The 24591-nt window shown below is 69.5% G+C and carries 5 protein-coding genes and 1 pseudogene; 2 read left to right on the top strand and 4 right to left on the bottom strand.

Features of this window, described 5'->3' with window-relative positions:
- The first annotated feature begins 12 nt into the window (after nt 1-12).
- Together KUF83_RS29930 and KUF83_RS29925 are read left to right on the top strand one after the other, a co-directional pair.
- A complete protein-coding gene (locus tag KUF83_RS29930; RefSeq protein WP_217458110.1) occupies nt 13-252 on the top strand; it encodes a hypothetical protein in 240 nt (79 codons plus the stop codon).
- Nucleotides 249-512 (top strand): hypothetical protein, encoded by a 264-nt coding sequence (locus KUF83_RS29925; RefSeq protein WP_217458109.1) that lies wholly within the window; start codon nt 249-251, stop codon nt 510-512. Before KUF83_RS29930 ends, KUF83_RS29925 begins: the two co-directional genes overlap by 4 nt.
- Here KUF83_RS29925 and KUF83_RS29920 read toward each other — a convergent pair.
- The 4 genes and pseudogenes from KUF83_RS29920 to KUF83_RS29905 all read right to left on the bottom strand — a co-directional run.
- The gene (locus KUF83_RS29920) at nt 487-720 is read right to left on the bottom strand and encodes a hypothetical protein (RefSeq protein ID WP_217458108.1); all 234 of its coding nucleotides are present in this window, start codon (nt 718-720) and stop codon (nt 487-489) included. The genes KUF83_RS29925 and KUF83_RS29920 overlap by 26 nt on opposite strands.
- 12 nt (nt 721-732) lie before the next feature.
- On the bottom strand, nt 733-23253 hold the full coding sequence (locus tag KUF83_RS29915; protein ID WP_217458107.1) for a UvrD-helicase domain-containing protein: 22521 nt from the start codon (nt 23251-23253) through the stop codon (nt 733-735).
- A 128-nt stretch (nt 23254-23381) separates the two neighbouring features.
- Complete coding sequence (locus KUF83_RS29910) at nt 23382-23594, bottom strand: hypothetical protein (RefSeq protein ID WP_217458106.1); 213 nt, start codon at nt 23592-23594, stop codon at nt 23382-23384.
- A pseudogene (locus KUF83_RS29905) lies at nt 23591-24591 on the bottom strand (hypothetical protein); the annotation flags it as partial. The gene KUF83_RS29910 and the pseudogene KUF83_RS29905, both read right to left, overlap by 4 nt.

The following is a 24591-nucleotide window of genomic DNA, read 5'->3' as shown; positions in this document are numbered from 1 at the left end:
ACCCTCGGGAGCATGACTGAGCTGATGGTGTCCGTTGATGACCGCCTGGCGGGTCAGGTAGCCGAGTCCGCTCGGCGCCATGGCCTGACGGTGGAGGAGTACGTGGCGCGGGTGCTACAGAAGGCGGAGACGCTGGGCACCGATCACGAGGAGCGCGCCCTTGAGAAGGCTCGCGCCGACTTCGAGCAGTGGAATGCTGACGGGCGGCCCGAGACTGGCGCGATGAGCCTCGATGAGGTCTTCGCGCAGTGACCGCGGTACCTGCGCGGATCGCGCCCAACGTCGGCGCGACGATCCGTGACCTCCCCGCCGCCGCCCGCAAGGAGCTGCAGGACGCGCTGCTCCGCGCCTGCGAGGACCCGTGGGGTTGGCCGCAAGCCGATAAGTACGAGATGGACGAGTCGGTGCGCGTCATCGCGACGCGCGCCGCCATCCTCTTCTACGTGATCATTCCGGGGCCGGACCCGCACCTGTGGGTCTTCTCCATCACGCCATCGCCTCTACAACCGTAGTGTGCTCGCGCAGTAGCGCGAGGACCGCGGCCGTGTCCGTGGCCTCCAGCACGCGCTGAGGCCCGTGTGGGCCGAGCAGGACCGGTCTCCCGGTGTGCTGCTCGACCAGGGCCCGCACGCGGCGGGAGCCGGTCACCGGCCGGTCTGTCCGACCGCTGACCTCCACGTCGTAGGCCGCGCCGTCGTCCAGCGTGCCTATGACCCTCATGCTGTTCTCCTTCTACCGGGTGGCGAGCAGTCCAAGGAGGAAGGCCCGCAGGTCATCGTCCTTGTACCAGTCGCCATCGAACATCGTCTCCAGGCCGCGCGGCACCAGGTCGCCGCTGCTGTCCCGCCCATCGGGGTTGCTGAACAGCCGCGCGAGGAGCCTGTCCAGCGCCGTGCGGCGCCGCGCCCCCACACGGCCGCTGTGGGTGCGTGTGAAGGCGAAGGCCTCCTGTGCGGCCAGCAGGTCCGGGTAGTGCTGCTGAAGGTGCGCGAGCAGGGCGTACGCGGCCGTACGTCGGCCGCCGTCCCCGAGGTCGGCGACGGTCGCCGTCCGGTTGTCCGGGTCGTAGCCGCCGGCGTCGCCGCCGCGAGCCGAGATGAACCGGGACTCCGTCGGAGACAGCCAGTCGCGAGGGACGAACTGGGCGATGTCCGTGAGGGAGCGCACGGCGTCCGCATCGCTTCCTTCGGTGGTCACCAGCGTCGCCGTGGTACCCGGCCCCATCTCGCGGACCTCGGCCAGGATGTCGCGCACCACCTCCGGCAGCGACGCGGCGTAGGCCTGCCGCAGCCGGGTGGCTTCCTGCCTAGCGGACTGCGCCTCAACGCGGGCGGCCGCGATCTCCAGATCCGCGTCCGGAGCGCCGCCGGCCGCCGCCGCTTGCAGGTCACGCAGGCGCGCCTCCGTGATGTCGGCGTAGCGGGTGACGTGCCGGACAGTGCCGTGTGGGTCGTCGCCGAGCTCCGGCGTCGCACCGGCAAGGCGGGAGGCCACCTCTGCGTCCACGTCCTGTCCGGCCGCGCGGACTGCCGCCAGGTGGCGCAGGGCCTGCGGGCCGGGCCCGCCGTCCGCGGCACGGTCCGCCATCCAGCGCACACCGTCCTGCACCTGCGGGAGCTGTCCGGAAGCCAGGGACGAGCGGCTGGTCGGCCGGTACCAGCGGGCCCGGCGGGAGACCTGACCGAACCGGCCCGGGGCGGGCATGAGCCGCGCCCAGTGGGCCATGCGGTCACCGAGTGACATGCTGTCGTCCGGCACGGGAACGTTCGCCGCGGCGGCCAGACGGCGCAGGCGCCGCGTCTCCGGCCACGTCCTGATGCGCTGCGCGAGGTTCCGGCGGAACCGGGCCAGGCTCTCGCGGCTGCGGCGCCAGGCCTTGGCCAGGGCCCTCAGGAGAGACGCGATCACGGCGATGACCTTCCGCGCGATGGCGACGAGCGCGGCCACGATGTGCGGCAGGATCGCGGGCCGGTCGGCCGCGGGCAGCGTGGTGGCGATCCGCTGCGCGGTGGCGGCCCGGTCTCCGTCCATGCGGGAAGCCAGCTGCCGCACGATGCGGCCCGCGCGCTCCTCGGTGAGCGGTCCGCCGGCGGCGGCGTCCTGAAGGGCTTCGCCCACTGCGTCGTCCGCGTGCCGGTTCACGGCATCGTTGACGCCGGTGTCGCCATCGCTGCTGTCGTCATCGGCCAGCCGGTTGCGCAGGGCTTCCGGGATCAGGCGCAGCAGGTCAGCCGCCCGGCGGGCGGTGTCCTCTTCCGTCTCTCCGTCCAGCGGTTCCAGGTCGTCCAGCGTGCGCACCGCGGCGCGGATGGCATCGGTGCGGGCGCGGGCGGCTTCCTCGCGAAGCGACTTCACCAGCTCGTCCCGCTCTTCGCCTGTGAAGCCAGCGTCGTTGATCGCGGTCAGCGCCGTATTGCGGGCCCGGCGCATGGCCGCGCGCAGGGCCTGGGGGGTGAGCTGCTGTGCGATCTGCTCGCGGAGTTGGTGGATGCTGCCGGGGGTGGTGGTGCCCTGCACGGCCTCGTCGATCACCGCGCGCGTCACGGAGTCCGCGTAGTCGGAGCGGACCTTGTCCGCGTCCCGTACCGGGTTCGGGTCGCGTTCTTCGTCGTCGGGGTCGGTGGACGGGGCTTCGGGGTCGGGCAGTTGGTACAGCGCCTCGGATGAGGCCATGGACCGCTTGAAGCGCAGTCCGTCGCCGTCCTCGATCGTCAGTGTCCGCACGCCGGCGGGGGCCTCCTCGATGAGGACGATGCGGTAGGCGGTCATGGTGTTCGGGTCGAACTCGTCCGGGAGCGTGACCGTGTCGCCCACGCCCACGGCGCCGATCGTGCCCGGCTCCGGACGGCCGCGCTCGGGCTCGTTGCCCGTCGCTGCGTCCAGGCGGTCTGCGGCTCGCTGTGCGGCCCGGCCTTCCGGGGTGGTGGAGNCGCCCGCCTGCTGGGGGGTGACCGGCAGGTCGTTGGCGACGCGGGCCGCGGCCTGCTGCGCTTCGGGGTCGCTGGCCGCCGCTCCGCTGCCCTCGGTGATGGCGTCCCGCTCCTCTGGGGAGAGCTGCGGGTCCACGGTGGAGTCGGTGACCGGGGTGACGGTCGCGGCCGGTCCGCGGCTGATGATCTCCTCTCGTTTGGCGGGGGCGTCCTCCGGGCCGAGGCGGGGAGTGTTTCCGTCGGCATCCACTACGCGGACGATGGGGCTGCTGGGGATCGCGCCGAATCGGTTAGCGATCTCGCCGGTCGTCGTGTTGCGCGTCTCCAGCCTCCGGCGACCGCTGTGGCCTTCGCTGATCGACAGGATCTCGAACATCGCCGGGCCCTCGTCGTCCCGGAACACCACGTCGCCGACGTTCAGCTCTCCGTACGTCGTCGGCTCCAGGCGCAGGGACGGCGCCCGGCCGTCGGCCTCTCGAACGCCGCCCAGCACACGGAGGGAATCGATCGGCTGCGGCTGTACCCCCCGCGGCGTCGCAACGGCCGCGGTGTCACCGTCCACGCTCTCGACGATGCCGAGCATGTTGCCGTCGCGGTCGCCCACCACGTTGCCTTCGCGCACCAGGTGCCCGTCGAGGGTCCAGCCGGCGGGCCGGCCCGCTCCGCCGTCGGTGACGCTGATGGAGGTGGGGGCATGTTCGTCGTCGGTGCGGTCGTCACCGAACTGGACGCGCACACTGTTGGCGCTCGCGCCGGTGACGACACCCTCACGGCCGTTGTCGTCGGTGACCACGGAGCCGGGGAACAGGCCGTTCCCGTTGGCGTCGGTGGGCACTCGCTCAGCGATACGGCCGGTCAGGACATCGGAGTCCGCACCGGTAAACGGGGAGCCCTGGAACTGGTCTTCGTCGTCGCGGGTGGCGCGGGCCGCCGCACCGTCCATCGGCACGTACACCGGGCTGCCGGTGCGTGCATCGGGAGTATCGGCGATCAGGACGCGCAGCATGTCCTGGGCGCGGCCCTTACGGGTCACCGGCTTCGTCTCCGGCCCGCCCACGACGTACCCGGCGAGGGTGCGGGCGGTGCCTCCCTTGGTGGTGCCGTCGACACGGACCAGGTCGCCGAGCTGAATGCCGCTGACCTGCACCCACTCGGCGGGCCGGCCGCCGACCGACTCGGGCGTCGACGGGCGCTCCGCCGTGGTGGCGGAGGAGCTGGCGGGCTGCGCCCCGCGGCGGCTACCGCTGTCGGTGTCACCGCTGCGCCGGGTCTGGCTGCTGTCCGGGCGCGGCCGGGAGGTCGACGCGGTGCCGTCGGCGGCCGTCGTGCCTGCACCCGTCGCGGAGGACGGGGACGGTGCGCCGCCTCCATCGTCGCCGCCGGTCCCCGCTGCTGTGCCGGTGCCCCCGGTGCTGGAGTCCGGGGCGTCTTCCGGTGCGCCGGTGGCGCGGGACGACGTGCCATTGTCCGGCGTCTCGCCGACCCGGCGCCCATACATGTGCTGGTCGAACGGCAGGTTCACATCCTCGGCCCGCGCGAGGCGCAGCGCGGGGCCGGCCTCGTCAGGAATGATGAAGGTTTCTGCTCCGGAGCGCGTTGCCGCGAACGGGTCCTTCGAGACTGTGATGCGCAGGCCCTTGTAACGCTTCTTGTCCTGCATGTATTTGGTTGTCGTCGGCTTACCGATGACGTAGCCGGTGTACTGGCCCTCGGCGCCCGGGTACAGGCCGGTGATCCGGCCTTTCAGGTGGACAACGTCGCCTTCACGGAGGTCTCCGACCGGTACGTGCTCGGCGTTCTCTTTCCAGTCCGACGTCTGTAGTTCGTCGAGGACCTGGCGAGCAGCGCGGTTCTTACGCAAGTCGTGGTGCTGGGCCCGTGGGTCCTCCGGCCGCAGGATGTCCAGGTACTCGGTGATCTTGTCGGCCATCCAGCCGGGGCCGAGGATGTACCTGTCCTTGAGGTTGGAGGGCTGGTGCTTGTAGTGCGTGGCGTCCAGCCACCGCAGTTCGTCATGCAGGGTCGCCAGATCGTCCGCAACGTTGCCGCTCGGCGTCCTGCCCTGTCCGAGGTCAGCCATCAGTCTGCGCAGCGCCTCATAGCGTTCCATGTCCTGCGGGCTTTCCGGCAGGCTCTCCAGCCCGCGCCAGCTCCCCTCAGGGGGGAACGCCAGCTCGTGGTCGCTCATGCGCAGATTCCAGGCAAGATCAGGATGGACGATGCCCGGGTCCGGCTCGCCGCGTTCCTTGTCCCGAAGCACCAGGTGCGCGACAGCCGCTTCTCGACTGCTGAATTTCAGCTCGCGCAAGGTGAACGGGTTACGGCTGCGCCAGACACTGTCTTCGCGTGATTCGCCCAGGCGCCCGATTAGACGACCGTTGCGCCACACCTGCGCGCCGAAGTCCTGGGGCACAGGAGTGGGGACAGTGCCTTCCTCTGCCAGCTCGTGCTGCTGCTGCGGTGATCCGAAGAGCAGCTGTTCCCCTTCCTCGCTGACAACCTTGTATCGGTCTCCTGCGGTCTCCTGCTCCCGCATCTCGTCCATGGTGGGGATACGGCGGCCGTCCACAGAGCCCGCCAGCCCTTCGCCATGTTCGGCGTTGACGGCATAGCGGAAAGCCGCGCCAGCGGACTGCTGGGCGCCGCCAGTGTTCCCGGCGGCCCCGTCCTCTCCGGCCCCGGTACCAGCCGCCTGACCTACGTTGCCGGTGGTGCCGTCTCCGGCGCCCGGGGCGCCCCCGCCTGTGCGCTCGTCCGTCCGGCTGTCCGCGCCTTCCGTCTCCTTGCTGAAGCTGTCGGGCCGCGCCTCGATCGCGGCCCGGCGCGCCTGGTCGATGGCCTTGCCGAGCGGGTTACCGTCGGCGTCCTGCCACGACCGCAGCCCTTCCGCGTCGAGTTCGGGCGCAGCCCAGTCGATCGGGTCGCCGTTCTCGTCGCGCAGCCCCTCATAGTCACTGGCGAGCCGTAGTGCGCCGTCACGGCCACCGATGGCGTTGCCGTCGGCTTCCCAGCCAGCCAGGTGCACGCCGCTCGCGGCGTGGCCGAACTGCCATGAGCGTCCGCCGTCGTTGGACCACGTGATCAGCCCGCCGCCAGCGGACAGGGCAAGGGTGTCATTGTCGGCCAGGCCGCGCAGGTAGGCGGCGTGCTCCTCCGGGTTCGCGCCCTGTGGTGCGGGAGTCTGGCCGGATCGGTACCGGTCCTTCAGGTTCGCAAGGCGTAGTGCCGGGTCGCCGTCGCTGGAGCCGCGGCCGTCACTGCCGCTGCCCGCCGGGCCGCCATCACCATTGCCGTTGCCCGGAAGGTTTGGCACACCAAGGCCGCGGCCATCGGGGTCCTGGTCGCGGCCCCGGTCCTGGTCGCGGTCCCGGCGACGCCGACGCTTGTTGTCGTCCGACTCCTCGTTCTGGTCGTCGTTGTCGGAGTCAGGGCCGTCGGCGTTCGGGCCGTCAAGTCCGTCATCGCCGTTCGGGCGCTCACGGTCCCCCTCCCTGCGGCGGCGGTCCCGTCGACGTCCGTCCGTATCGGACTCCGAGTCGCTCTCGTCCCGGTCATCATCATCCGCGTCGCCGGAAGGGTCGCTGTTCCGGTTCGGCGGCTCGCCCCCGCGGCCTCCTTCTCCGCCCTCGGCCTCACCCTGCGGTGTCTGGTCGTCCCTGCTCCGGTCCTGATTGCCGTCCTGTCCGTCGCGGACCGACGCCTCGTCGTGAGCGATAACGAGCCCGGCCGTGGCGAGATCCTGGCCGTGCCATACGCGGCGCTCCCCGTCAGGGGTCACGCTCACGTACTCCAGCACCTTGTCCTTGTTGGTGTTGTCGATCCGGCCGACCACTACACCGTCGACCCTGACGGTCCACTCCTTGTTCAGGCCAGGCTTGTCCTTGTCGTCAGCAGTGACTTCAGCTCGGGCCACCAGCGCCTTCACGCGCTCGGGGCCACCGAGCTCGTACGTCTCGTCGTCCACCGGCACTTCCCAATTGGTGAAGATGTCGGTGCGCGCCCGGTTCGTCGCCCTCTTCCTCACGGACGGCTCCGGCTTCTCCACGAGCACGACCCACTCGTCGGGTTCCACCCTGTCGTGGCCACCGTCGGCATCGAGGCCCACCGAGCGGACTGCGCCTTCGACGCCACCACGGTGGGTGTGGATGACGTACTGGGGCGTCTCCATGCCGTCGAAGGTGTCGGTCGTACCGCGCCGCGGGACGCGCATGGTGTGGAAGATGTCGCCCTTGCGAAGTTCGGAACCGCGTGCCCAGCGCATGCCCTTGGGCAGTTCCGCTTCACCGATCTTCAGCTCTCCAGTTCCGGTCCGGGCGTCGGCGGAAGGAGCCATCGGCGCACCGATGCTCTCCCGCCGGCCGTTCGACCAGTGCATCCCGGCCCAGTTCGAGCTGTCGTCCTGCGTGGCCCATCCGGCGAAGGCGGCCCAGTAGGCCTTGCTGTCCGACAGGGCGGCGTTGAGGGGGCGAATGGCTTCGGGGAACTCGCCACGGATGCCGTACGCCTTCTGATCCGGGCTGTCACCACCGACCACGTTGACGAGGAAGTCCTCCGCCTGCTGCTCGGAAAGCCCATGCTCTCCGGCTCCGGCGCGGGCGCGGGCGATCTGCTCGCGTACCGCCTCCCGGACCTTCTGGACCCGCTCCTCGATCAGTTGGCTGCGGAGTTCCTGAGCCTTCTTCCGACCGTTCCGGGTAGCGATGTGGTCCACCAGGATGGGGCGGATGTCCGCGCGCAGTTCGTCGCCCATCTCCCCCACGGAGGTGCGCAGATCCTCGGCCAGGTCTGCGAGGAACTGACGCCCCTCCTGGGGTACTTCCTCCAGGCTGCGGCGGGTGTTCTCGTCGTACTGGGCCAGCGGCTCGACGTCAGCCATCGTGGAGATCCAGAACTGCACCTCGTAGGGATCAGTGCCGGGCGTCCAGCCCTCGTCCTTGTGAGCGAGTACACGATCGAGGTAGACGTTGCGTATCCCGGCCGGCTGCGGCTCCGCCCACATACCGGCCCACCTGCGGATCGGTATCGAACGGGCAATTTCGCTTACGTCCCCGGGGAAGCTCAGGATCGGCTCGGGGTGCGCTTCCGCGACGATGAGGGCAGCGGCGTGCGCGGGGTTGTCGAAGTCACTGCTGCGGTACCACCGGGCACCGACGGGGCCGTGCAGATCATGGTCTGCACGCCACGACGTTCCGCCGTTGAAGTCCCTGTCGTTGTACAGGAGAGAGCCGATCCGCTCACCGTCGAGGTAGACGACGCGGCGAACCTCGTCGGCATGGAAGCGGAACTTGGCGGGAGTGACGTGGATCTCACCGACCTCCACGGTCTTGCCGCCGCGCTCACCGGCCGTCTCCCGGCTCTCCTCCGGACCCTTCCAGCCGCTCGACGGCTGATCCGGCTCAGGCGCAATCAGGGGCTCACTGGGCCGCCACAGCTCACCTGTACGCGGGTCGATGTGCGAGGCAAGGATGCGCTCGGCTTCTTCCTGCGGCACAACGCGGTCGAAGCGGAAGTGGATGCTGTCGGCTCCCTCTCCGTTCTCGTGAGAGCGTGCGATGGCGAGGGCGGCATTCCGAGTGGGGTCGCCATCCTCAGCCCTCCGGGCCAAGAACCATCCATCGACGGTGCCGTGGCGGTCATGTTGTGCCCGCCATGCCCCGTTTTCGGCGTGCAGGAAGCCGATGCGCTGGCCTCCGAGGTAGACGACACGATGGGCATAGCCACCGGTGACGTGAAGTTCGCCGACTTCGACAGGCTGGCCGTCAAAGTCGGCAACCTCCTCGCGGGTCTCCTCCGGGCCTTTCCAGCCCAGAGAGTTGGTGGGCTGCTCCTGGTCATCGTCGCGGGGCGGCTCGGGCGCGGGCAGGCGCTCAACCTTCTGGTCGGTGAGGATCGTCACCGCGTTCTGGGGCGATGGCTCCTGCCCCTGTGGTCCGATGTACAGGCGCCACGCTTTGATGCCCTTGCGGTCACGGGTGGCCGTCGCCTTCTTGGGGGCAGCCAACACGTATCCCTCGCGAACGGCGGTGTTGCCCGCTGTGTTCTGCGTCTCGACACGGACATAGTCGCCCTCAGACACCTGGTCAGGGGCGAGGACGTCGCCTCCTTCGCTGTCTGCGGCGGTGATTTCGTTGGGAACGCCGGCAGCCGGCGCGCCGTCGCCGTCCGGGGCCTGCGAGTCCAGAGCGTTGCCACGCCTGCTGAATGGGTCAGGCTCGCCAGGCGGAGGCATGGTGGCTGAAGCCTCCAGCGCACGGGCCTGGAAGCGCACTCCCTTGGCCAGGGCGAGGTACAGCTTTTCGACGCGCCGCCCGTCTGCGGTGTTGAGGTCCAGATCGTTGGCCTCGCGGTCGATGGCGTCGGCCGCATACCGCATCTGCCCCGCCGACAGCGGCCCGCTGTAGTAGTTCCTCGCTACGAGCCGCAGGGTCTCGTCGTCGCCGTTCTTCCAGCGCTCGGCGAGGTTCCCGAGTTCGCGGAACTGCGCCTTGGTGAGGAGTGTGCCGAGGATCTCACCGCGCATGTCCTCTGGGCTGGTCACGCCGCGCCCGTGGGACGGGTCCACGGTGCTGTGCGCGTCGTAGGCGGCACTCCAAGATGCCTGCTTGATGGAGCGGTACAGGCCGTCTTCGCCCTTGCCCTCGGAAATGGAAATCGCTGGGGTCCTCGGGCTGCCGCCACGGGCATCCTGCGCCATCCACGTGGCTTCGCCCTTGCGCCCGCGGGCGCGAATCCAGGCCACCATCTCGCCGTCCCGCATGATGGCGCCGTGCCCGGCGTCCACGTCGAGGTGGGCCAGCCGGTAACCGTCCATGGTCTTGATCGGTGCGCCTTCGCTGGTGGCGGCAGCCGCCAGCCACTCGTCCTGTGCCTCGCGCTTGGCGCGGGCTTCCGTCTTCCGCGCACGGTCGGCGGCCGACTCACTCTCGTCGGGACGACGCAGCTCGGAGAGGGCGACAGGCCGCATCCCGGAGTCGGTGGCGACCAGGGCGAAGCCGTTGTCCGCGATGTGCCGGATGGCGCCCGGCCCGTGCGGGGTGACAACGTCGTCGCCTTCTGCGAACGCTGTCTGCTCCGGCTTGGATTCCGGGGCGTTCTGGTTGTCACCGTCGTGTCGGGCGGCGGCCTGACGCGCTAGGTCACGGCCCTTACGGGCCTGACCGGCACCCAGGCGGCCGCGGCCGGTGCCGCTCTCGGTGGCCCCCACTTCGGCGGCGAACTGCTCCAGCTCATCGGCGATCTGCCGCATGGTGTCCGCGGGGTCGGCTTCGCCGTTGCGGTAGGCGCTCAGCAGGGCGTCAAGTCGCTCGGTCTGCTCCTGCCCCATGTCGCGTTGCCACTGCTCTGCGGCGAGCAGTTCGTCGATGATGGCTGCGGTCTCGTCCTGCCGGCGCTGGCGCTCGGTGTCGTTGAGGCTGCCCTCAGCGGGTGCGTCCGGGCTACCGGTGCTCTCCTCATCGTTGGTTCCGACCGGCTGCGGGCTGCTGTTGAGATTGGTCAGGTCGGCACGGACCTGCGCCGGGTTGAGGGTGGTGGTGTCGGCGCCGGAGCCGTAACGGCCCTCGGCGACGGCCTGGTCCAGCTCCTCGTCGGAGGCGACGGGGAGCCGCGGAGGGCCCTCGCCGTTGCGGCGCTGCACCTGCGCGACGCTGATCTCCTGCCGCTTCGCGCTCCCTCCGAACTCGTTGCCCTCGCTCTGCACAGTGAGGAACGGCCGGTCGATCTCTGAGACGGTTCCGATGTTCGGGGTGCCGTCTTCTTCCTGGAAGTCGACCCGGTCGCCCGCCTGGAAGTCCTCGATCTCGAAGTCACGCCGGTACTCGCTCTTCGGCGGCTCGGTGGGGTCTTCGTCGTTGACGGCGCGGAACACCCAGCCGAGTGAGCCGGCGTCGAGTACTTCGGTGGCCCGGGTCACCGCGACGTAGGCCACGCGGAGCGCTTCGTCGTCCGGGATGGTGTCCCAGTCGATGGTCCCGTTGTCGGTGTCCTCGGGGCCCTTGAAGTCGTCGGCGATACGGACGCGCGCAGACTCCAGCCCCTTGGCCTTGTGCGCGGTCGTCACGAGCACGTCGTGCGGTTCGGTGTCCGGGACGAGACGGCCCTTACCCTCCTCGGCGTCCTCCTGTGGGTACAGCCGGTCGAGGTAGGCGTCGATGCGCTGCTGCGCCTCTTCCAGCGACAGCTTGTTGTCGACTTTGGTGACGCCGGAGCGGCCGTTCTTCATCTTCCACGGCACGTCTCGCTTGCCGGGCTCGTAGTAGTAGCGGCGCGTCGCCGTGTCGTAGAGCAGGCGGCCGACGCCGTTGTTCTTGTCCTTGAACCAGTCCTTCAGCTGGCTGGCTTTCGGGGCGTTCCAGTCGAACTTCACCCATACGCGGTCGCCCACGAGTTCGGTGCTGGCCGGGCGCGCCCCGGACTCCAGCAGTGCGTCGATGTCGTCGCCGTGCTTCTCCAGCAGTGCGAACAAGGACTTGAGCTGCTGAAGGTCGGGGTCGCTCTTGACCTCTTCCAGGATGTCGTCGTACGGCATGCCGTTGAAGCGGGCCAGTTCGGCGTGATCGGTTTCCTCGCCCTCGGCCAGGGCGTTGGCGGCCTGCACGAATTCCTGCAGTGCCTTCACGCCGCCGGACACCGCGACCGTGCGGCCCGCGGTGAGGGCCTGCACCGCGGCGAGCGCGACGCCGGCGTTGGTGCGGGCGATGACCATCGTCTCGTCGCCCGGGTCGATGGTCTCGATGCGCGACTGCTTGCGGTCGAATCCCTTCAGCCGCATGCGGGTGCCGAGCAGCCGCAGGAAGCGGTTGCCGACGTCGGCGACCGCCGGGCCGAAGCGGAAGGACTGAGTCAAAGTGGCGCGGGCGTCGACCGGGAGCTTCGACAGGGCGTCGGAGGCGCCCCTGAAGCCGTAGATGGCCTGGTTGCTGTCGCCGACGGCGACGACCTGCACGCCCTGGTCGAGCGCGGCACGAACGACGCCCTCCATGACCGGGTTCACGTCCTGCGCCTCGTCCCAGAACAGGACATCGGCGTCGAGCTTGTACCCGCTCATCGCCCACTGCTTGACGATGTAGTCGAAGTCCATCGGGAGGTCCCGGTCGGCGTTGCCCGCCTCGGGGTCGGTCAGGTTCGCCCACATCCGATCGGCGAGCGGTTTGACCGCGTTGAACAGGTCCCTTCGCTCTCGCTCGGTCTCGCCGGGGACGTGCTGCGGGCCCATCTCGGTGTCCGCGGACTTCGCCCACGTGCGGATCATGCGCTCGGCGACGGTGGCCGCGCCGCCCGGGGAGATGTCCCGGTTCCCGGCCTTGACGGTGTCGTACCAGCGCATCCGGTCGGCGATCTGCTGAGCGGACAGCTTCTTGAAGCCGCCGGCCCTGTTGCTGGGCAGACGGTCGTTCAGGCGCCGGTCGGCGACGCGGGCCGCGTACGCGTTCGCTGTGGAGGCGAGCATGTTCTTCGCGTACTCGCCGCGGGCCTGCGACTCGCGGGCCTCCGCAGCGACCGACCGGTTGAAGGCCAGGTAGACGATGTTCTTGCCCGGCATGCGGTGGCTGAGCATCTTCAGCGTGGATGACTTGCCGGTACCGGCGAGCGCCATGACCGCCATGTTCAGGCCGCGGCGGGCCGCGCCCTGGATGATGATGTTCTGCTCGTCGGTCGGGGCGTACGCCTCGTTGGCCGCCGCCGCGGCGTCGATGCGCGCCCACTCCTCATCGGAGAAGCCGCCCGGCTTCGCGTCCGGCAGATCCTCCACCCGGGTCACGAGGCCCTGCGCTTCGGCATCGTTGAGGCCGTAGCCGCTGAGCCGGTCGCGGACGACCGAACCGCGCGACCGCTCGACCTCCTTGCCGTTCTCGTCGTACTCGGGCTCGGGCGTCCAGCGGCGCCGCTCTTCCTCCTGGTGCTCGAACAGCTGCTGCTCAATGCGGCGGCGCATGGCCAGGTCCAGCGGATCAGTGGACTCGGTGAGCGGGCTGAGCTGTGCTTCCAAGTCATCGATGGCGTCGGTGAGCTGGTCGTTGGTCATGTCGGCCGGGGAACGCTGCGGCTCCGCCGGGGCGCTGTCCTCTGCCTGGCCGGTGGAACGCTGCGCGGTGGGGGCGTCCGGCTGTGCCTGTCCGCTGCCCTGAGCCGGCGCTCCGGCCGGGGTCTCGCTCGACGCCGGTACGGGGCGCTGCTGGTTCTGTTCGTCGTTCTGCCGCGCCCGGCGCGGAGGGTCGTCCTGGAACTGGCCGTTGCGGGTACGACCGACCATGTCGGCGTACCGCACTTCGAGTTCGTCGTCCCCGTTGGGCGCCCGCAGCACAGCCGCGTCGGGGCCGGCCGCGCGGACGTACACGCCCCTGCGGTCGGGGTTGAGACGGTTGGTGTCCCAGAAGTGGACGGTGTCGCCGGGCTCGAAGTCGCTGTCCTGCCAGCCGCGGCCAGCGGTGGACGCGGCAGGCTTGTTGCTGGGCTGCGCCTGCCTGCCGCCTCCGGCCGTGCTGGTGCGCGGCGTCGGGTTGGTCGTGGTGCCGGTGTCATCGACGCCCGTGTCGGGGGTCGGGGTGCCCGGCTGTGGATTCGTTTCCCCCTGGAGGGCCGGAGCCCTGTCCCCCTTGCTCTGATCCCTCGTAGAAGCGTCAGATTCGGCGTTGGGGGTCTTAGACGGGGAGGGAGGCGTGGGGGAGGCCTGCGCGTGGCGGTCGCGGTATTCCTGCTCGACCTGAGCGCGCGCCGCATCATCGATGCGACGGCTCTGCTCGTCCTCGCCCTGCCACTTCGCACGGCTCGCCCGGTGGCGGGGGAGGAAGCTGTCGATCGCGTCGAGAAGCTGACGCAGCGGACCTTCCATCTCGCCGCGCTCACTGTCTGTGAGGGTTTCCAGCAGGCCGAACGCATGCTCTCTGGCGTCGACAAGACGCCGCTCAGCGTCCTCGTAGTCATCGTCTTCCAGTGCGGCCACCGCGTCGAAGATCGCGCGGCGGACCAGCGGCACTGCGCCGGGAGCATTGTCGTCCCTGCCCCAGAGCGCGGTCGCGGCGCGGCTGAACTGCACCTCGGCCGCGTCCACGGGCAGCAACCCGATGCGCCATTCGGCGAACGAGGCGTACGGCTCGGCAGCCGGGGAAGTCTGTGCAGCCTCGTCGTCGGCCGGAGCGGTCTTCTCCCTTTCGGGGGACGCCTCGGTCAGCCTGTTGCGGCGCTGACGCAGCACGTCCGCTACAGCCTTGACCTGCTTCCCGAAGCGACCCTCACGCTCCTCGGGGGTCATCTCCTGGTCGTGCAGCGCCTCGGCCAGGTGGAGAGCCGTGTCGCTCGCCGGCCCGAAGACGCCGCCCGCTGCCTCTCCCCACTGCTGATCGAGGAAGGTGAAAAGCTCCTCGGACAGCTGCTCGACCCGGTCGCGGCCCTGGTCGGGGAACTGGTTCCGATAGGTCTGCTTCAGCCTGTCGAGGGCCCGTGTGTTGTCCGCCTTGCTGTCGGTGAACAGGTCGCCGACGGCTTCCGGAGCGTCGACCGACGGGGGAGTCGTGTCGGCTGCGGCGTCCGTCTCGGACTCCGGAGCGTTCTCGGTGCCCCCGCCCTGTGCCGCCCCGGGGGCCGGGACGCCTTCGCGCAGGGACTCCAGGTCTTCGCGGACCTTTTGCGGGTTGAGGGTCGTCTGCGCGGTACCGGCGGCCGTGCGGCTGGCCTCCCGGCGCTCGGACCGCTCGCTGCGAGGCTTCGGCTCCGGCTTGCGGAACGTCTTGGCACGTTCCTGTTCGGCCATGGCCTCAAGGGCGCGGGTCTCCTGCTGGACCTCCTTGAGCCGCTGCTTCAGGCGTGCGCTGTCCGGGCTCGCGCCCACCTCCTTGATGCGGTCGGTGAGCTTGCGGGCCTCCTGGTGGTGCATGACCATCTCGGTGAGGGCCTGCACGCGTCGCTCGGTGGATTCCACCTGCTCCTCGAAGGGGCTCGTGCCCTCTTCAAGGTGGTCTTCGGCTGTCTCCCGGCCGACGCGGGCTCCGTCGAGTTCCTTCTGACGCTTCTCGATGTCCGAGTCGAGGGACTTGAGCAGGTTCTCCAGCGACTGAATGGCGCCGCGGCCGGACGAGTCGCTGACCTTCCGCGCGGACCACAGGCCACGAGTGTCGGGGGTCGACGAGTTGGCGTACGCCGGGGCGTGGTCCAGGCGCAGCCGCAGCATGCGGTTGCCCTCACGGTCGTACTCGACGGTGGCGATGAACCCGACGCCGCCGATCTCGCCGAGCGGGATGTCGGAGCCTTCGCCGTGGCGGGTGTCTTTGGCGATGGCGTCCATGCGCCGGCCGAGTGCTTCGGCGGCGTCCGCCCGGTTGTCGAAGTCGACGCCATCGATGGCGGCCGCGAAGTTGTCGCCGCTCACGTCCTGGCGCGCGGCCAGGGCTTCGCGCATGCCGGGCAGGGCCGCTTCGAGAGACGCGATGCGGCTGGTCAGGTGCGTGATGCGCTCACGGCGCTCCTGCTGCTGCTCGTACCAGTCGGCGTTCTGCCGTTGGATCTCCACCAGCTCGCCCTGTGCGAGGGCGCGTTCGGCGATGGCAGGGTTGCCGGAAGCGATGGCCTTGAAGGTGCCCAGGGACACGGCGGCGTCGCCGATGTCCTCCATCTCGCGGGCCTTGAAGTCCCGGCGGGCCATCTGGTTGATGAAGACGGCCTTGCGCTCCAGCGTGCCGAGACGGAATTCGTCGAACGTCCCCTCGGTGATGTAGTACATGATCCGCACGTCCGTGGGCGTGCGGCCGGGCGCGGCGGGGAAGTTCGGGGTGTTGAGGTTGCCCTGGCGCTCGATACGGCCGTCACGCTGTTCCATGTCGGCGGGCCGCCACGGGAACGACAGGTGGTGCAAGGCGACCGCACGGTCCTGAACGTTCGTGCCTGTGCCCATTTTCTGCGTGGACCCGATGAGCACGGCGACCTTGCCGTTACGGGCCTCCTCGAACAGCTTGGCCTTGGCCTTGTCGTCCTTGGCCTCGTGGATGAAGCGGATCTTTTCGCGCGGTACTCCCTGCGCGATCAGCAGATCGCGTATCTCTCCGTACGCGTCGAACTTGATCTTTCCGGTCGAACCGGGTGTGCCCTCGTCGAGAAAGACAAGTTGAAGGCTTCCGGGCAGTTCCTGCGGCGTGAGGTCGTTGCGGGAGACCGGGTAGACGGTGTCCTTGTGCTCTTCGTAGAGCTTGGCGATCTGCTCGGCGGCGGCCTCCAGTTTGCCGCCCTCGTGGTTCGAGCCGCCCTGCAGACGCATGTCGATCGCGGCGCGCGAGGCGAAGCCGATGGCCTTCAGGACACCGCCCGGCTCCGTGATCCAGTCCTCGTCAGCCAGGGACTGCACGTACTGGCGCTGCTCGGCGGAGGCCGGGATGGAAATGACTTCACCGCGGCGGCCGTTCTCGCCAGCGCGGACGGTTGGGGTAGGCAGGCCGAGGTCTGAGGCAGTCTGGATGTCGGCGAAGGTGCGGTAGCCGACCAGCAGCTCGGGGACGTTGAAGAATTTCGCGAACCGGGCCTTCTCGCGGTAGTCGCCACTGCCGTCAGGGGCCAGTTCCAGGCTGGTGATGACCTCGCCGAACGTTGCCGCCCACGAGTCGAAGTCCTCGATGCCGGCTTCTTCGAGGATGTGCGGGGCCAGGTAGCGCATGAGGACGTACGCCTCGGTCACCGAGTTGGCGATCGGGGTACCGGTGGCCAGGGACGCGACGCGCCCGCTCTCGTTGTGCTCGCGCAGGTAGCCCAGCGCCATGTGGAGCTGTGTGGCCTGCCCGGAGCCGGAGATCGCTGCGCCGGGGAGGTTCGAGACGGTCCGCAGGTTCTTGTACTCGTGGGCCTCGTCTACGAACAGGTAGTCGATGCCCGTGTTCTCGAAGAAGATGCCGCGCTCGTCCTTGAGCGTGTCCAGGCGCTCCTTGAGCTGTTCCTCCTGGTTGGCGAGCGTCTGCTCCATCTGCTTGAGCGACGGGTCGTCGCCGTCCCGCTCTTTGATCTTCTCGATCTGGGAGCGGAGGAGCGCGAGCTCCTCGTCCATGTACGCCTGTTGCGTCTGCGGCGTCATGGGCATGGCGTTGAAGGCGTCGTGTGTGAGGACCACGGCGTCCCAGTCGCCGCCCGCGATCTTCGCGATGAACTTGCGGCGCCGCTTGTGGTGCAGGTCCTTCCGGGAGATCGCCAGTACCTTGGCGCCCGGGTAGAGGCCGACGGCCTCACGGGAGAACTGCTCCAGCATGTGGTTCGGGACCACGATGGCGGGCTTTTTCGCCAGGCCGGTGCGGCGCAGCTCCATGGCGCCGCCGACCATGGTGGCGGTCTTGCCGGCGCCCACGACGTGCCCGAGGAGAGTGGTGGGTTCCTGCGTGATGCGTCGGATCGCGGCGTTCTGGTGCGGACGCATCCGCCAGCCGGTTTTGATGCCGGGGAGGGTCAGGTCCGAGTCGTCGTAGTCGCGCAGGGCGATCGAGTTGAACTTGTCGTTGTAGATGCGGCCCAGGCGCGAGGCGCGCTCAGGGTCGGACATGACCCACTTGTGGAACTCGGCGGCCATGTTCTTGGCCTTGGTGCGAGCCGCCGACGTGGCCTTCTGGTTGACGTACGACTTGGTGCTGCCGTCGGGGAGCTTCTGGGACTCCTTGATCGTGATGAGCTTCTGGTGCAGCAGCGAGTCGAAGAGCTGGTAGGCGCTGCGGCCCTTGACGCCCCACACCTTCTTGGCGATCTCGCCCTTGTCGCTGCCGTCGACGCCCCAGCGGTTACCGCCGAAGTGGATGACCTGGGCGTCGGACAGACCGAGGTGGCGAAGGAAGCCCTCGTAGACGTCGATGGGCACCCACGGGGCGCCGATCTTCACGCGGATGTGCTCGGGGCGGATGTCCTTGGGGACGACCCGCTCCAGCGCGGCGACGTTCACCGCGTACTTCGGGTCCTCGGACAGGACGGCGCGGGCCTCTTCGAGCTTTTGCCGGACGTTGCCGGACAGGTAGGCGGAGCGGGCTTCCAGCCGGCCGGTAGCCGGGTCATCGAACGCGAGGTCACCGAGCGCTTCGCGTGCCGCGTCCTGGTCCATGCCCAGCAGCCGGGCAACGGTCGGCAGGTTCAGGCGCCCGCCGTCGTGCTCCAGCGCGATAGCGACGGCGTCTTCGGGGCTGTCGGCGCTGTCAGGGATCTCACGCGGCTGAAGGACACGCTCGGAGAGAATGTTCAGCTTGCGAGGGGCCTTGGCGTCGGCGTCCCAGCGGTCGAGGCCGAACACCATGTGCCCGTCGGGGTCCTCCTCGAACAGCGCGAGGGCGGTAGGCGTTTTCCACTCGTCGGGGACGTCCTTCAGCCCTTCGGCCCTCTTGCGGGCCAGGGCCTCGGGAGTGGAGAACTGGCGGCGCTGGGAGGGCTTGTTCGGGGAGGGGTGCTTGCGCAAGTACGCGTCGTAGGCCCGGTTCAGGGCGGCACGGGCCTCGCGCATCTCGCTGGTTTCGCCAGCCGCCTTGGTGCTGGCTTCGAGCTCCACCAGCCGGTTGGCGACGTCCTTCAGCTCCAGCAGCCGGCCAAGCTGCTCACGCTGCTTGGGGTGGACGTCCAGCTCGACCCAGTTGCCGTTCTCGACGGTCATGAACGCGCCGTTCTCACCACGGGCGATCGAGCCGTCGCGGGCGTCACCGGCAAGGTCCAGGGAGAGCGCTTCGTTCTGCCCCGACGCGTCGTACTCCAGGCCGTCGGCGTCGGCGTCGGCCGCGATGCGGCCTAGCGCGGCGCGCAGCGTGACCAGGGTGTTGCTGTCGCCCTTGACGGTCAGGTCGTGGTCAGTGAACTGGCCGCGGCCGACCTCCATCCGGCCGAGGACGTTCTTCGGGTTGTCCTGGAAGTACTGGTTGACGGCGACGTCATGGCCGCCGATCTGCACCTTGTTGGACGACAGCCACGAGTCGTCACCGCGGTTGTGGCGGTACTTCGACGGTTCCCGGCGCCGGAACAGCAGCAGGTCGGTGACGACGTGCGTGCCGGCGGCCCGCTGGTGTGCGCCCTCGGGCAGACGTACGGCGCCGACCAGGTCGGCCATGTCGTACATGGCACGGCGGGCGGAGTCGTCCTCGGCGTCCATGGTGTAGCGGGAGGTGATCATGGCGACGTAGCCGCCGGGCCGGACCCGGGCCAGGGACTTGAGGATGAAGTGGTCGTGGATCGAGTGGTGACGGCCCGGGTTGTCCAGCGGGTCGTGCAGCTGGTAGCGGCCGAAGGGGACGTTGCCGATGGCCAGGTCGAAGCTGTCCGGGGGGAGGCGCAGATCCTGGAACGGCGCGTTGATGACCTGCGCGTCCGGGTAGAGGAGTTGCGAGATTGCGGCGGAGGTCGGGTCGAGTTCGACGCCGACCATCTCCGCGCCGTCCGGGGCGTGCCCGATGAAGTTGCCGGAGCCCGAGCCGGGTTCCAGGACGCGGCCCCGGCGGAAGCCGAGGGCACGGATCGCGTCCCACACCGGCTGTACGAGCGCAGAGTCGCTGTAGTGGGCGTTGAGGGTGTTCTTGCGGGCGGCGGCCCATTCCTTGTCGTCGAGCAGCGCCCTGATCTCGGCGCGCTCGTCAGCGAAGGCTTCCCAGCGCTTCAGCGCGCGGGCGTAGGCCTCGGGGTTCGGCTCGCCGTCTTCGTCGCGGAACTTCTTGTCGTTCGGGTTGGGCTTGTCGGAGAGGACGACCGGCAGCGATCCCCAGCCCGACCAGCGGGCCAGGATCTTCTGTTCATCCGGCGTCGCGGGCCGCTCCTCCGCCTGGATGAGGCGCAGCGTTTGGACGGCGGCGACGTTCGCTTTCGCTTTGGCGCGCTCGCCGGAGGGGGCGAGGTCGTCTTGCGAGCCCGGCCGGAACCGGGCTGCGTCTACTGCTCCTGCGGCTGGTCCAGCGTCTCGCCCAGTTCCAGGCGCTCCGTCCCGGGCTCCTTCGGCAGGAACATCTCCTCGTCCAGCACGATTTCCGTTGCCTGCGACCGGGCTTGCTGCCGGGACCCCAGTACGTCCAGCGTCGTCTCGTGCGGCAGCTTCTTCATCAGCTCCTCGGCGAGATCCCCGATCTTCACCTGAATCCGGTTGCCCAGAGCCTCGAAGAACGCGGTCTGCTCCGCCTCGCTGCCCAGGGACCGCAGCCCGGCCGGACGGTACGTCGTCCAGTACGTCTGTGCCTGCCTGCCGTACCTGTTCACTGCTGTTCGCTCCCGTGTCGGCCGGCGGTGTGCGCCGGTTCGAGGTGTTGTCGCTGGCGCCGAGACGGGCCTCAACCTGCATGAGCGCCTGGCGGGCTTCTGCGAGTTCGTTGAGCCAGTACCGCTTGGAACTGTCGTCCAGGCCGTCGGTGCGGCCCCGAATGCCCTGCTCGACTTCCGCCAGGATCTCACTGAGATCCGCGGCGCTGTCCGTCTCCCCGTTGCGGACGCCTTCGATGAGGGCCTGCGCCCGCTCGATCTGGCCGCGGGAGGTCTCGTCATCCTGAAGTGTGCCGCGCTGAGCGAGGATCATCTGATCCAGGGCCAGTTCGAGTTCCGCAGCGGCAAGTTCCCGGTCCTGCGGCTGCGGGCGGTCGGCTCCGGAGTTCTCGGGCGTGCGCTGACGCCGAGCCTTCGGCCGGGCCGCCGCCAGCTTGCGGGCCTCGCGGACGTCGCTGAGCGCGTCGTCGGCGAACTGCTGGAGGTACCGGCGCTCGGCGCTGTTCAGGCTCTTCTTCGTGGACAGCTTCCGCTTGGCCTCCTGGATCAGGGATTCCAGCTCGTCCAGTCCCTGCGTCTGGTCGCCGCCGTCGGCGTCGTCATCCAGGGCGCGGCGCGCGGACCGGCCAAAGCGCTTATGAAGTCGCTCGTCGTCGTCGAACTCGTTCAGAACGGGCCCGAGGGAATTGGCGGCCCGGTCGAGGTACGCCTTGACCGGCGAGGTCGCGGTGCCCTGCTCACCCTCTGGCGCGTCCTCGGGAGACCCCGCGTCGGTCTCCTGCAGCTGCTCGTTGTCCTGCGCGCTCTCGGGCGTGTCCTCAGGGGAGTCGGTGCTGCGCTCGTCCTCCTGGCCGTCGCCCTCCGGAACGTTCTCCGGGGTTTCGGGAACGCCGGGGTTCTGTCCTTCGCCGCCGGTCTGCCGCTGTTCCCGCTCGCGTCGCTCGCGCTCGATGGAGTTGCGAGCGGGGTAGCTGTCGGTGGCGCCGCGGTCCCGGTCGAACTGGCCGGCGAGGCGCCAGATAGCGCTACGGGCGGGCTGGCCGTCCTTGTCCCTGAAGTCCTTCAGCTCGTTGTTGAGGCGGGGGCCACCCCAGTCGACGGCTCGGCCGTCCTCGTGCCGCAGGTTGCTGCCCAGGTACAGGGCGAACCGGTCCGCGGTGTCCCGGTCGGCGAAGTTTCCGTAGGTTTGCAGGCCACGCCCGCCGAGCCCGGACAGGTGGCGGCCGGTGCCGGCGCCGAGGAGCTGGTAGCGGAATTCGTCGTTGCGGCTGGTGTCCTCCGTGATGGCGAAACCACGGTGGTCGGCCAGGTAGAGGTTGTACTTCGGGTCCTTGGCGTAGCGGCGCAGTACGTCGCGCTGGGCTTCCGGAGTGTCGTCGCTGCCGCCGCGCTTCCAGAACTCGCGCAGTTCCGCGTCGTTGCGGGGGCGGCCCCGCTCATCGCCGAATCCGTCCGGTCCGCCTACGTGCCCGACGCCGACGTTGGCCGCCGGGATGCCGGTGGTGTCAGCGATCTGCTGCTCCGGCGAGGGCGCTGGAGTCTCGGGAGCGGGCTTCGTGCGGGCGGTGGCGCCCTCGCGCTTCTGCGCGGCGCGCGCGGCGAAAGCCGCACGAGTCTCCTCGAACATCTCGCGGCCCAGCCGCATGCCTTCGTCTGTGCGGAAGATGTCGAAGGAGTCGGGCTTGTCCCAGTCGACCGGCTTACCGTTGAACTCAGCGGCCTCCATGCGGTTGGCGAAGTCGAGGCCTTCGCCCTTGCGTGGAGCAATGGCCATCCGTACGCCGGTGTCGTTGTGGATGACACCCCAGCCGTAGGGCCCGTCAGCCGGGTTCTTGGCGGGCAGCTTGCCGACGGTGAAGTGACCGTTACGTGAGAGCTGCGGCTTTTCGAGCCGGTCCATGAACGACTGCATGGTCGCGGCGTGAGACGCCTGCCGCTCCTCGTCCGTGCTGAACGGCCGCAGGTTTCCGCTGGCCCAGTGAGCGCGTACATCGTCCACGGACTTGAAGCGGCGGTTGGGGTTGCGACGGCGGCTCGGCTTCGCGTTCATCTTCGCGACGACCTTCACCGGCTCCCAAGCGCTGGGGAGAGGCTGAGCGTTCTTCCTCGGTTTGCTGATCGGCTTGTCGCCGTGGGCGTCGAACCTGATGGCCGCGAGTTCCAGAGCGGAGGAAAGCGTCGCCGCAGCCTCGGCAATGTCGGTCTTGCCTGCACGATCGGCGATCTCGGCCAGCTCGTCCGCTTGCGACGACATCGACGGCAAGTCGTCGATTGCGTACTCGGTGGGCCTGTCGTGGGCTTGATGGTTGACCTCGATGTCGAACCCGCTGCCGTCGAGCAGCGCCTCATACAGGTCCCTGGCGTCGCTGTCGTCCCATCTGCCGTCCCAGACCCTTTGCAGCTCTGCCAGGTAGTCGTCCTTCAGCTCGGCGACGGCGGCGTTGGCATGGTCAGGGCCCTGGAAACGCAGGTGGCTGCCGTTGGCCTTCGGCGTTCCCCGAGGGGCGCGAAGCGCCTCTCCCTGCCCGACCCGGTGCCGGGCGTGGCGAGACTCCGGCATGGGCAGAGCAGTGGGGTAGCGCACCCGCTCCGGGTTCTGGGTGGCCGCCTCGCCGTTCTGGAACACGCGGCCGCGAGGAAGCACCGGTTCGTCGTCTTCGGGCTCGGGGCCCGCGCCGAGGTCTTCGCCGTCGGCGTCTTCCCCGATGTCCTCGCCCTGGTCGTCCTGGTCGTGCGGATCGTCAGGGGTGTCGCCGTCGTCACCGGGGTCGTCACCGGGGTCGTCGCCGGCGTCGTCGGTGGGGGCGCCGGTGCCGCGCCGGGGGTCAGCGGTACGACGCTCGTCCTCGTCGCGGACCTTCTTCTTGCTCCTGGTCGGGCGCGAGCCGTCGGGCCGAGTCACCATCGTCAGGCGGGAGGCGTGGATGGTGGATCGCTGATGGGTGGCGGTGTTCTCAACCAGGACGTTCCGGCCGCCGAGGGCACGCACGACGCGGGCCAGACCCCCGCCCCAGAGCCGGGCGATACCGCCCGTCTCGACAAAGCGTCCCTTGGAGTCTCGCGGGTGCAGATCGGAGTTCCAGGGGCGTCGGGCCCGCTTCGTTTCCACGTCGGTGGCGAGACGGTCAGCGGCGTTCGTGATCTGCATGCGGCGGACCATGCACAACCGAAGTGGTTAACGTCGCGTCCTAACCCGGCAGGCAAAACACTAGGCCTCTGCCGGGGCATTCACCGGCACAGGCGCCGGGAAATTTGACCGTCGGCGTGGTGTGTCGGCTACATCGTCTCGGTGAGGATGTGCAGCAGGAACCAGCCGCTGAAGCCGAGCCAGCCGACGGTGAAGACAGCTCTGCCCGCTTTCGAGGTGCGGGTGCGGAACAGCGCCCGGGTGTTCTCGCTGAGGGTGTCCCCGGGCTTCTTGTTGATGAGCGCCCACGTCTCGAACAAGGCGAACAGGACGGTCCACAGGGCCCAGATGGTCCAGCTCACAGCGTTTCTCCTTCGGTGCGGTAGCGCAGACGGCAACGGCAGTTGACGGTCAGGTAGAGGGGGGCGAGTTGATCGCCGGGGTAACGCAGGGAGGACCCGTCGACCTCGTACGGTTCGGCGACGGGCAGGGTGGTGCCGTTCACCGCGGCGTGCGCGGGACGGACCCGCGCGTCACCTCGGGTGACCCAGGTGCGGACGATGCCGGGGCCGATCGCCACGGCGGTGGCGTCGGCGGTGCCGTTGACGATGCCGACGGCTGCGCTCTCGGCGATGCTGGCGGCGACACGGGGCCCGATGTCGGCGAACGCCGTCCGTACGAGGGCGAGCAGGTCGTCGAGATCGTCGGTGACTTCTTGTGCCTGCTCGAGAAGCCCGAAGAGGGTGTTGAGGAAGGCTCTCGCGGCGTCTTCGGCGGCGTAGACCGCATCGAGTACTGCAGCCGTGACGCGGGCTGAAGCAGTCGGCGGGGGCTCCGTCGCGCCGAGGGCGGCGGCCGTGCGTTCGGAGATGCTGTGTGCGAGGCCGGCCAGGACGCGCATGAGGGTGTTGTCGAACTCGGTCACCCACCGGTCCGTGTCGACGATGCGGGCCATGTCCAGCCACATGTCGCCGCCGCGGGTGTCGGTCGGCCCGTCGGCCTTCCAGAAGCGAGTCCCCTTGCGGGCCTTGGGGGAGCGCAGGCGCGCGGTGATGACGCCTTGCTGCCGGTCGAACAGCGGCCCCAGCGCGGCGGCGATGGCCTGCTGCGCCGAGTCGAAGTCGGTGTCCGTGACCTCGAAGCCGGCGGCCGCGCGAGGGTTGAGGGCCTTGACCTGAACACTGCGGGCCTCGGCGACGGCCGCGGCGGCGTCGCCGGGCGTCTGTTCCTCGGTCTGGCGGGCGGACTCCACCGCGGCGGCTGCGGCTCCCGGCTGTCCGCCCGGCTCGATCTCGGCGCGGGCTTCGGCGACCGCTGCCGCCGCTGCCGCCGCGGCGCCGGGAGCCGATGAGCCAGGGC

The organism is Streptomyces sp. BV286 (assembly GCF_019090165.1).
Taxonomy (GTDB): domain Bacteria; phylum Actinomycetota; class Actinomycetes; order Streptomycetales; family Streptomycetaceae; genus Streptomyces.
This window is presented reverse-complemented; position numbering and strand designations above follow the sequence as displayed.